The 10,278-nt window shown below is 70.4% G+C and carries 7 protein-coding genes; 4 read left to right on the top strand and 3 right to left on the bottom strand.

The window, feature by feature from the left end; translation table 11 throughout:
* Nucleotides 1-353: 353 nt before the first annotated feature.
* On the bottom strand, nt 354-848 hold the full coding sequence (ssb, locus tag QQK43_RS21865) for a single-stranded DNA-binding protein (RefSeq protein WP_284309467.1): 495 nt from the start codon (nt 846-848) through the stop codon (nt 354-356).
* A gap of 153 nt (nt 849-1,001) precedes the next feature.
* Between ssb and QQK43_RS21860 the strand changes: the two genes are divergently transcribed.
* A complete protein-coding gene (locus QQK43_RS21860) occupies nt 1,002-2,576 on the top strand; it encodes a chloride channel protein (protein WP_284309466.1) in 1,575 nt (524 codons plus the stop codon).
* A 25-nt stretch (nt 2,577-2,601) separates the two neighbouring features.
* Here the strand turns inward: QQK43_RS21860 and QQK43_RS21855 are convergent, their stop codons facing one another.
* Complete coding sequence (locus QQK43_RS21855; protein ID WP_284309468.1) at nt 2,602-3,801, bottom strand: MFS transporter; 1,200 nt, start codon at nt 3,799-3,801, stop codon at nt 2,602-2,604.
* 266 nt (nt 3,802-4,067) lie between these two features.
* On the opposite strand from QQK43_RS21855, the gene QQK43_RS21850 reads away from it, so the two are divergent.
* Together QQK43_RS21850 and QQK43_RS21845 are read left to right on the top strand one after the other, a co-directional pair.
* Nucleotides 4,068-7,106: an excinuclease ABC subunit UvrA gene (locus QQK43_RS21850; protein WP_370465334.1), complete on the top strand. Its 3,039-nt coding sequence runs from the start codon at nt 4,068-4,070 to the stop codon at nt 7,104-7,106.
* Nucleotides 7,103-8,020 (top strand): bestrophin family protein, encoded by a 918-nt coding sequence (locus tag QQK43_RS21845; RefSeq protein WP_284309464.1) that lies wholly within the window; start codon nt 7,103-7,105, stop codon nt 8,018-8,020. The genes QQK43_RS21850 and QQK43_RS21845 overlap by 4 nt, the downstream gene beginning before the upstream one ends.
* A gap of 22 nt (nt 8,021-8,042) precedes the next feature.
* Here the strand turns inward: QQK43_RS21845 and QQK43_RS21840 are convergent, their stop codons facing one another.
* Complete coding sequence (locus tag QQK43_RS21840) at nt 8,043-8,870, bottom strand: MipA/OmpV family protein (RefSeq protein WP_234267523.1); 828 nt, start codon at nt 8,868-8,870, stop codon at nt 8,043-8,045.
* Between the two features lie 91 nt (nt 8,871-8,961).
* Here QQK43_RS21840 and QQK43_RS21835 point away from each other — a divergent pair.
* Nucleotides 8,962-10,278: CYTH and CHAD domain-containing protein (locus tag QQK43_RS21835; protein WP_284309463.1), on the top strand; the 1,317-nt coding region annotated here is incomplete at its 3' end.

The following is a 10,278-nucleotide window of genomic DNA, read 5'->3' as shown; positions in this document are numbered from 1 at the left end:
CCGCGCGCTCGCGCACCTCGGGCGAAAACTTCACTGACTTCCTCATGGCTCCATCCTCTCAAAGATTGGAGCCTCCTCAAAATCCGGGGCGGTTCAGTGCTTGCTTTACCCCAGTTATAGGTCGGTTTAGCTCCGCGCGAAGCTTCATGTCCTGCACTGAGTGAGCCCCGTGCGCTTACCCTGCAACTCGGGAAGCGGCTACTACCTGCTGAAGGACCCAGCCTGTTTACATACTTGTTGAAGTAGTCAACAAGTGAAGAACAGACCTACCTCAAGAAAATGCGTCTACAAGAAAAAAGGTCCAGAACACAACGGTTCTGGACCTTTTGTTGACGAATCAAAAAAAGTGGCTTCTAGAACGGAATGTCGTCGTCCATGTCGTCGAAGCCGCTGGCCGGTTTGGCCGCGCCCGGCGCCGGCGCGGGGCGCGCAGCGGGAGCGGCCCGGGGGGCGGCCGGCGGGCGGCTGTAGCCGCCGCCACCACCGGAACCTTCGTCACCGCCGCCCATGCCTTCGCGGCCGCCGAGCAGTTGCAACTCGGTCGCGATGATGTCGACGGTGTTCTTTTCGACGCCGGACTGGTCGGTGTACTTGCCGTACTTCAGCCGGCCTTCGACGTAGATGGGGCGACCCTTCTTGACGTATTCGCCGGCGATTTCGGCCAGGCGGTCGTAGAAGGTGACGCGGTGCCACTGCGTGTCTTCGACCATCTCGCCGGAGTTGCGGTCCTTGCGGCGGCTGGAGGTGGCCACGCTCACGTTGGCCACGGCCTGACCGGAGGGCAGGTAACGGATTTCGGGGTCGCGGCCGCAGTTGCCGACGAGGATGACTTTGTTGACGGATGCCATGCGCAATTCCTTGTAACCTGAACACAAAAACCGGGAAACAGGCAAACCCGAAGCGCCTCCCCGTCAGGGGCCCGATTGTGCCGCAAGCGGGGGAAATTCCCGCCATTGCGGGTGGCCGCTGGCGCATGCGATGCCACAATCGGTCTCAGACCCATGAATCGCGACCCCAACTTCCTGCAGAACCTACAGGACGAACTCTCCGATGGCCGGGCCTGGCTGGACCGCACCATCGTGTTGGCCTACGCCGTCGCCGCCGGGCTGTGCGTGGTGCTGTTCACCCTGATGACCGAGACGGCGTTCGAGTGGTTCGAACACGTCCACGACGCCGCGCCCTGGCTGGTGCTGGTCTGGACCCCGGCGATCACGGCCCTGGTGGTGTGGTGCACGCGCACCTATTTTCCGGGCGCGGCGGGGTCGGGCATCCCGCAGGTGATCAGCGCGCTGGACCCGCACCTGCCCAAGGAAAGCCGTTCGCGCTTCGTCTCGTTCAAGCTCACCGTGGCCAAGATGGTGCTCGGCTCGATGACCATGCTGGCCGGGCTCTCGGCCGGCCGGGAAGGCCCGTCGGTGCAGGTGGCCGCGGGCGTGATGCACAGCGCCCGGCGCTGGCTGCGCCCGGGTTCGGCCATGAGCGACCACGCGCTGCTGGTGGCCGGCGGCGCCGCCGGCATCGCCGCCGCCTTCAACGCGCCGCTGGCCGGGGTGGTGTTCGCGATCGAAGAACTCTCGAACCGGCTGGAAGCGCGCAACAACGGCCTGATCATCGCGGCCATCGTGCTGGCCGGTCTGGTCGGCATTTCGGTGTTCGGCAACCTGACCTATTTCGGCGCGGTCAGCGTGCCCAAGCTGAGCTGGGGTTCGCTGTTGCCGGGCGTGCTGGTGGCGGTCATCTGCGGCGTGCTCGGCGGGCTGTTCGCGCGCCTGATGGCCGCGTCGCTGGCCGGCATGCCCGACCGGATCAGCGCGTTCCGCAAGCGCGCGCCGGTGCGTTTTGCCGCGCTGTGCGGCCTGGCGGTGGGCGTGATCGGCCTGGTTTCCGGGGGCGCGACCTTCGGCGCCGGCGATCAGGAAGTGCGCCACATGCTGGCCGGCGAAAGCGACGTCTCGCGCCTGTACGTGCTGCTCAAGTTCATGGCCACCTGGATCACCAGCTGGAGCGGCGTGCCGGGCGGCATCTTCGCGCCTTCGCTGTCGATCGGCGCCGGCGTGGGCCATGACGTGGCGCATTTCGTGGCCGGGCAGAACCTGAGCACCCTGGCGCCCAGCCTGATTGCCATCGGCATGGCCAGCTTCCTGGCCGCCACCACGCAGGCCCCGCTGACCTCGTTCATCATCGTGATGGAAATGATCGACGGCCGGCCGCTGGTGTTGAGCCTGATGGCGTCGGCCATGCTGGCGAGCCTGATTTCCCGGATGATCAGCCGGCCGCTGTACGGCACGCTGTCGGACATGATGACGCGCCGCCTGCCCAAGGCCTTCCGGAAAAAGCCGCCCCCGCCGACCCGCGTGGTGGACCCGGAGCCGCCTGCACCGGCACCCGCCGCCACCAGCGCCGCCCCCGCGTCGCCGGCAAGTGATGCGCCAGCGGCCACCACCGCAGCCCCTCAGACCCCGGCAGCACCCGCCCCGCCAACCGACGACGGCGGCGCCCCGGCGCAGGCCCAGCTCTTCGAAGCCCCGGGCGGCGACAAGCCTCCGACGCCGTCCGGCCCCGCCACACCGGGTTGAGCGCCCCGCCCGGGCTGGCGCGGCGTCAGTGCCGCGGCGCGGCCGAAGCGGCCGCAGGGGCCTTCATCGGCCAGGCCACCACCCACCACACCAGCGTAGCCACGGCGCAGGCCGCAAACAGGCCGCTCGGGCCGTGCGCACGCACCAGCCAGCCGCCTACCGCGCCGCCGACAAAAAAGCCCACCGACTGCAGGGTGTTGTAGACCCCCAGCGCCGCACCGCGGGCGCCCTCGGGCGCCAGGCGCGACACCAGGCTGGGCTGGCTGGCCTCCATGGTGTTGAAGCCGATGAAGAACACGAACAGCAGTCCGCCCAGCGTCCAGAGCCCGGGCTGCGCGTCGGCCACCCACCACAGGCCCAGTTGCACCGCTGCGAGCAGGCCGATGGCGATCAGAAACGCCGCGCGCAGCCGGCCCCGGCGCTCCATCGGAAACAGCACACCGCCCATGACCAGCAGCGAAGCCGCCACCGCCGGGAGGTAGATCTTCCAGTGCTCGGCCTTGGCCAGCCCGGCCGCCACCAGCAGGGCCGGCAGCGCCATCCACATCGCCAGTTGCACCGCGTGCAGCACGAACACGCCCAGGTTCAGCCGCAGCAGGCCGGCGTGGCCCAGCACCTGGCGCAGGCCGCCCCGCACCTGCCGCATGTCGGAGGGCCGGTGCACCGCCGGCTCGGGCGGCGCCACCCAGAGCACCACGGCAATGCCGCCCAGCGCCAGCAGCGCGGTGAGGGTAAAGATGCCCGAGAGGCCGACCCAGCCGGCCAGCAGGGGTGCCAGCACCAACGACAGCGCAAACATCAGCGCGATGCTCGCGCCCACGATGGCCATGGCCTTGGTGCGCACCGTGTCGCGGGTGACGTCGGCCAGGAAGGCCGTGACCGCCGCCGAGATCGCGCCCGCTCCCTGCAGCGCGCGCCCGGCCGCCAGCCAGGTGAGATCGGGCGCCCAGGCCGCGATGCCGCTGCCGGCCGCAAACACCAGCAGCCCGGCCACGATGGTCGGCTTGCGCCCGAAGCGGTCGGAGGCGATGCCGAAGGGAATCTGCAGGAAGGCCTGGGTCAGGCCGTACAGCCCCATGGCCAGCCCGACGCGCGCCGGGTCGTCACCGCCCGGCAGGCGCGCCGCTTCGAGCGCGAACACGGGCAGCACGATGAACAGGCCCAGCATGCGCAGCGCGAACACCAGCGCCAGCGAGGCGCTGGCACGGCGCTCGGCACCGGTCATGCGGGACGGTTCGGCCGCAGAAGCGGTCAGGGAATCGGCCGCGGCGGCCGGAACAGCAGAAGGCGAGGACACGTCAGGCAAACGTCAGCAAGGGGACCACGCCGCCCGGGAAGGGAGGTGGCCCGCCAATCGTCAACAAAACCGCCATTGTGCGGCATGGCCCGTCAGCGCGGCAGGGCCCGGCACCCGGCCCGCTGCAACCCGGCGCCAGCCAGACGGCTGGCCCGCCCAGGCCCGGCGGCTTATCATGCCGGGTTGCCCTTTGGATGCCCGCCGTGGATGCCCGCCCACCCCTTTCCGTCACTCCCGCCGTGCTGTCGGTGCGCGGCGCGCGCACGCACAACCTCAAGAACATCGACCTGGACCTGCCCAAGCACGCGCTGGTGGTGATCACCGGGCTGTCGGGTTCGGGCAAGTCCAGCCTGGCCTTCGACACGCTGTACGCGGAAGGGCAGCGCCGCTATGTGGAGAGCCTGAGCGCCTACGCGCGCCAGTTCCTGCAGCTGATGGACAAGCCCGACGTGGACCTGATCGAAGGCCTGTCGCCGGCGATCGCCATCGAGCAGAAAGCCACCAGCCACAACCCGCGCTCGACCGTGGGCACGGTGACCGAAATCCACGACTACCTGCGCCTGCTGTACGCCCGCGCCGGCACGCCCTACTGCCCCGAGCACGACCTGCCGCTGGCGTCGCAGAGCGTGGCGCAGATGGTGGACACCGTGCTGGCCCTGCCCGAAGGCACGCGGCTGATGATCCTGGCGCCGGTGGCGCGCGAGAAAAAGGGCGAGTTCGCCGACCTGTTCGCCGAGATGCAGGCGCAGGGTTACGTGCGCTTTCGCATCGGCGGCGAGGTGGTGGAGGCCGACGCCCTGCCCGCCCTCAAGAAGAACGAAAAGCACAACATCGACGTGGTGATCGACCGCATCAAGGTGCGGTCGGCCGACGAGGAGGCCCGCACGCCGCCCCCCGGCACGCCCGGCGAAGCCCGGGATGGCGGGCCGGTTCACCCGCAAAGGCAGCGGCTGGCGGAAAGCTTCGAGGCCGCGCTGCGGCTGGCCGACGGCCGCGCCATCGCGCTGGACATGGACAGCGGCGCCGAACACCCCTTCTCGGCCAAGTTCGCCTGCCCGGTGTGCCACCACACCGTGGGCGCGCTGGAGCCGCGCCTGTTCTCCTTCAACTCGCCCCTGGGCGCCTGCCCGAGCTGCGACGGCCTCGGCCACACCGAGGTGTTCGACCCCGAGCGCGTGGTCGCTTTCCCCAGCCTGAGCCTGGCCAGCGGCGCCATCAAGGGCTGGGACCGGCGCAACGGCTACTACTTCGCGATCATCGAAAGCCTGGGCGCGCACTACGGCTTCAGCCCCGACACGCCCTGGGAAGACCTGCCCGACCCCGTGCGGCAGGTGCTGCTCTACGGCTCGGGCGAAGAGGCCATCAAGTTCAGCTACGCGCTGGCCTCGGGCGAACGCGCCGGCAAGAAGGTCCACAAGAGCCACCCGTTCGAGGGCATCATCCGCAACTTCGAGCGCCGCTACCACGAGACCGACAGCGTCACCGTGCGCGAGGAACTGGCGCGCTACCGCAGTACCCAGCCGTGCCCGGAATGCGGCGGCACGCGGCTGCGCAAGGAAGCGCGGCACGTGTTCATCGGCGACGGCGAGCAGCGCGCCCCGATCTACCGCGTCAGCCACGTCACGCTGGGCGAGGCCCACGCCTACTTCCAGCGCCTGGCCCTTACCGGCGCCAAGGCCGAGATCGCCGCCCGCGTGGTCAATGAAATCAGCCAGCGCCTGAAGTTTCTCAACGACGTCGGCCTGGGCTACCTGAGCCTGGACCGCAGCGCCGACACGCTCAGCGGCGGCGAAGCGCAGCGCATCCGCCTGGCCAGCCAGATCGGCTCGGGCCTGAGCGGCGTGATGTACGTGCTCGACGAGCCCAGCATCGGCCTGCACCAGCGCGACAACGACCGGCTCATCGGCACGCTGCAGCACCTGCGCGACCTGGGCAACACCGTGCTGGTGGTCGAACACGACGAGGACATGATCCGCACCGCCGACTGGTGCGTGGACATCGGTCCGGGCGCCGGCGTGCACGGCGGGCGGATCATGGCGCAGGGCACGCCCGCGCAGGTGATGGCCGACCCGAACTCGCTGACCGGCCAGTACCTCAGCGGCACGCGCCAGATTCCGGTGCCCCCGCGCCGCACCCCCTGGCTGCCCCTGGCCACCGGCGCATCGGCCGCACCGGCACCGGCCGGTTTCCCGCGCAGCGCGCGTGCCGCTTCGGCGCCGCTGCCCGCAGAGGCCCTGCAGCGCATCCGCGTGGTGGGCGCGCGCGGCCACAGCCTGAAGAACGTGACGGTGGACGTGCCCGTGGGCCTGCTGACCTGCGTGACCGGGGTTTCGGGCTCGGGCAAGTCGACCCTGGTCAACGACACGCTGTACGCGGCGGTGGCGCGCCAGCTCTACCGCTCGCACGACGAGCCCGCGCCGCACGACGCCATCGAAGGCCTGGAGCATTTCGACAAGGTCATCAGCGTCGACCAGTCACCCATCGGGCGCACCCCGCGCTCCAACCCGGCCACCTACACCGGCCTGTTCACCGGCATCCGCGAGCTGATGGCCGAGGTGCCGGCCGCGCGCGAACGCGGTTACGGCCCGGGGCGCTTCAGCTTCAACGTGGCCGGCGGTCGCTGCGAGGCCTGCCAGGGCGACGGCGTGGTCAAGGTGGAAATGCACTTCCTGCCCGACGTCTACGTGCCCTGCGAGGTCTGCCACGGCCAGCGCTACAACCGCGAAACGCTCGAAGTCCAGTACAAGGGCCGCAACATCGCGCAGATCCTGGACATGACCGTCGAGCAGGCGGCCGACTTCTTCAGCGCCGTGCCGGCGCTCAACCGCAAGCTGCAGACCCTGCTGGACGTGGGCCTGTCCTACATCCAGCTCGGCCAGAGCGCGACCACGCTCTCGGGCGGCGAGGCGCAGCGCGTGAAGCTGGCGCAGGAGCTGAGCAAGCGCGACACCGGCCGCACGCTCTACATCCTGGACGAGCCCACCACCGGCCTGCACTTCGCCGACATCGAGCTGCTGCTCAAGGTGTTGCACCAGTTGCGCGACGCGGGCAACACCATCGTGGTGATCGAGCACAACCTCGACGTCATCAAGACCGCCGACTGGCTCATCGACATGGGCCCCGAAGGCGGCTCGGGCGGCGGCTCGGTGGTGGTCACCGGCACGCCGGAAACCGTGGCCGCCTGCGAAGCCAGCCACACCGGGCGCTACCTGGCCCGCCTGCTGCCGCGATGATCATCCGTCCCCGCCCCCACTGGCTGCGCATGCTGTTCGTGCTGCGCGGCTCGGTCGTGCCCCAGATCGCGCCGCAGTTGATCGCGGTCACGGCGCTGGCGGTGGCCGTCACCGTGCTGCACGGCCAGGTGCTCCAGTGGAAGATCCCGCTCAACTTCGTGCCGTTTTCGCTCATCGGCCTCACGCTGGCCATCTTCCTGGGCTTTCGCAACAGCACCAGCTACGCCCGCTACTGGGAAGCCCGCACCCTGTGGGGCGCGCTGCTCACCGAATCGCGCTCGCTGCTGCGCATGGCACTGACCCAGGTCGACGGGCCGCCCGGCAACGCACAGCCGCTGGCGCGGCGCCTGATGGCCTTCGTGCACGCGCTGCGGCACCAGTTGCGCGGCACCGACCCCACGGGCGACCTGCGCCGGCTGCTGCCCGACAGCGACTGCGAGCGCCTGGCCGGCGCCCGCTACCAGCCGGCGTTGCTGCTGCTGATGGCCGGCGAATGGCTGCAGGCGCAGCGCCAGGCCGGCCGCCTGGCGCCGGCGATCGTGCCGGCCATGGAAGCGCCGCTGGACCGGCTGAGCCAGGCGCTCGGCGGCTGCGAACGCATCGCCGGCACGCCCATTCCCTTCACCTACGCGGTGATGATCCACCGCACCATCTATATCTATTGCATCCTGCTGCCGTTCGGCCTGGTCGATGCGCTCGGCCTGATGACGCCGGTCATCGTGGCCTTCCTGGCCTACACCTTCTTCGCGCTGGAAGCGCTGGGCACCGAGATCGAAGAGCCCTTCGGCACCGAACCCAACGACCTGGCGCTCGACGCGATGTCGGCCGCCGTCGAGGCCTCGCTGCGCGAGATGCTGGGTGAGGCACTGCCCCCGGTGTCGCCGCCCGCGCCCGGGCAGATCGTGCTGACCTGAACGGCGGCGGCTCCGCGCGGCCTCAGAACCCGCCGCGCCAGGCCACGCCGAAGGTCAGGCCGTAGGTGGACACGCGGTCGATCAGCGGGCTGTTGCGCGCGGGTCCGGCGATGCGGCCCAGGGTCACCCCGCCAAAAGCCACCCAGTGCCGGCTCAGGAAATGCGCAAAATCGGCCGACAGCTGCGCGTTCTCCAGCCCGGCTTTCGGGGCGTACGGATTCACACCCGCCGTGGCCGCCGCCCGGGCCGGCACACCGTAGGTGGTGTTCATGAATTCGCGGTTGCCGCCGCCGGCCGCCAGGGTGAAGTCCCAGTAGGTGGCTTCGGACACCGGGTGCCGGTAGCTCACGCTGCCGCCCAGCCGCGCACCGCCGCCACGGCCCATCACGTCCTTGTCGCCACTGAGGCCCACGGTCCAGTGCGGGTCCAGCGTCCAGCGCGCCGACAGGCGCACGCGCATGGTGCTGCGCACGTCGTCCAGATCGGCCCAGCGGGGATCGTCTTCGATGCTGCGCCCGTTGTCCCAGCGCAACGAGGCCCCGAGCGAAAACCCTTCGTCGCGCAGCAGATCGGTGCTGACGCCGGTCTCGTAGGCACGCCGGCCGGTGTTGAGCAGCGCGTTGGCGCGCGACCGCGAGATCCGCACCGGGCCGAGCTGGAACGAGAACATGGGCTTGAGGTCCACCGTCGGCTTGGCACTGCCGATGTAGCCGATGGCGCTGGATACCGACGCGCCGATCAGGTAGCCTTGCTCGTCGTCGCCGATCGACGCCCCTGATTCCTGCGCCCAGACCGGAGCGGCCAGACAGACGAGGCCGCCCAGGGCGGCGAGTTTCCATGAATGCTGCATGGGCGGCGATCATAGCCAGTCCACCCGACAAACCAATGATTGCTTTCACCGATGGTGCTCGGCCGCAACACCCCGCAATGACCACCCCACCATGGCCCAGGAAACCGAACTGAAACTGCGGCTGAATGCCGACGACCTGCCCCGCCTGCTGGCACACCCCCTGCTGCAAGCGGTGCGCCCGCGGCGCCAGCGCCTGTTCAACACCTATTTCGACACCCCGGGCCTGGCACTCATGGCGCAGCGCATCGCGGTGCGTGAACGCCGCATCGGCCGCCGCACGCTGCTGACGGTCAAGACCGCCGGCAGCTCGACCGGTGGCCTGTCGCAGCGCGGCGAATGGGAAGGCCCCACCACACCAGGGGTTTTCGACTTCGAGGCCCTGGTCGATCACCCGGACCTGGCGCGCGACCTCGCCGCGCAGGCCTGGCAGCTCGTGCCCGTCTTCCGGACCGACTTTCACCGCACGACCTGGCAGCTCGAGCACGGCGGCGGGCGCATCGAGGTGGCGCTGGACCAGGGGTTCATACGCACCGGCCGGGGCCGCGGGCCCCAGGCCATGGCGCTGCTGGAGCTGGAGCTCGAACTGACGCAAGGGCCGGTGGACGCCCTGCTCGCCCTGGCGCTGGAACTGACCCGCCCGCCCGGCGCCACCGGCTCGCCGGCGCTGTGGCTCCTGGCCGACGACCGCAGCAAGGCCCAGCGGGGTCTGGCGCTGTTCCAGGGCCAGACCCCGCACCCCGTCCGCGCTGACGAAGTGCCTTTGCGCCCGGACATGGGCCCGGTCGCCGCCTTCCGCCAGGCCGCCCTGCAGGCCCTGGCGCAGTTGCAGGCCAACACCCACGGCCTGATCGATGCCGCGCAGGGCACTCTGCCCCCCGATCCGGAGTTCGTGCACCAGGCGCGGGTGGCTTTGCGGCGCCTGCGCACCGGCCTGCAACTGTTCGACGCCTTCCTGCCCCCCCGCTTCGTGCGCCGCTGGCGCCGGCACTGGAAAGACCTGCACGGGGCGCTGGCCGAAACCCGCAACTGGGACGTGTTCGCCACCGAACTGCTGCCCGCGCTGGCACCGCCGTCCGGCGAGCCGGCGCCCTGGTCGGGCTGGACCGCCTGGGCCGCCGCACAGCGCCAGACCGCCACGGGGCAGGTCGTCGCACGCCTGGGCACCCCCGACCACGCCCGGGCCGTGCTGCGCTTCACCCGCGAGCTGCTGGCCCTGCCGGAGGCACACCGCCCCCGGCGCTCCCTGGCCGGCTGGGCCCGACAGACCGTGCACCGGCAGCACCAGCGCCTGCGCACACACGCCCGGCAGGCGCTGCGCGAAGACGCCGAAGCCCGCCACGCGCTGCGCCTCGACCTCAAACGCCTGCGCTACACACAGGACTTCCTGGCCGGCCTGCTGCCGGCCGCG

The organism is Hydrogenophaga electricum (assembly GCF_030160815.1).
Classification (GTDB): domain Bacteria; phylum Pseudomonadota; class Gammaproteobacteria; order Burkholderiales; family Burkholderiaceae_C; genus Hydrogenophaga; species Hydrogenophaga electricum.
Note: the sequence above shows the minus strand (reverse complement) of the source record. Positions and strands in the feature narration are given on the sequence as shown.

Coding starts and splice junctions, on each gene's coding strand:
- ssb (WP_284309467.1), bottom strand. CDS start 848: ATGGCATCCGTCAACAAAGTCATCCTCGTCGGCAACTGCGGCCGCGAC.
- QQK43_RS21860 (WP_284309466.1), top strand. CDS start 1,002: ATGAATCGCGACCCCAACTTCCTGCAGAACCTACAGGACGAACTCTCC.
- QQK43_RS21855 (WP_284309468.1), bottom strand. CDS start 3,801: ATGACCGGTGCCGAGCGCCGTGCCAGCGCCTCGCTGGCGCTGGTGTTC.
- QQK43_RS21850 (WP_370465334.1), top strand. CDS start 4,068: ATGCCCGCCGTGGATGCCCGCCCACCCCTTTCCGTCACTCCCGCCGTG.
- QQK43_RS21845 (WP_284309464.1), top strand. CDS start 7,103: ATGATCATCCGTCCCCGCCCCCACTGGCTGCGCATGCTGTTCGTGCTG.
- QQK43_RS21840 (WP_234267523.1), bottom strand. CDS start 8,870: ATGCAGCATTCATGGAAACTCGCCGCCCTGGGCGGCCTCGTCTGTCTG.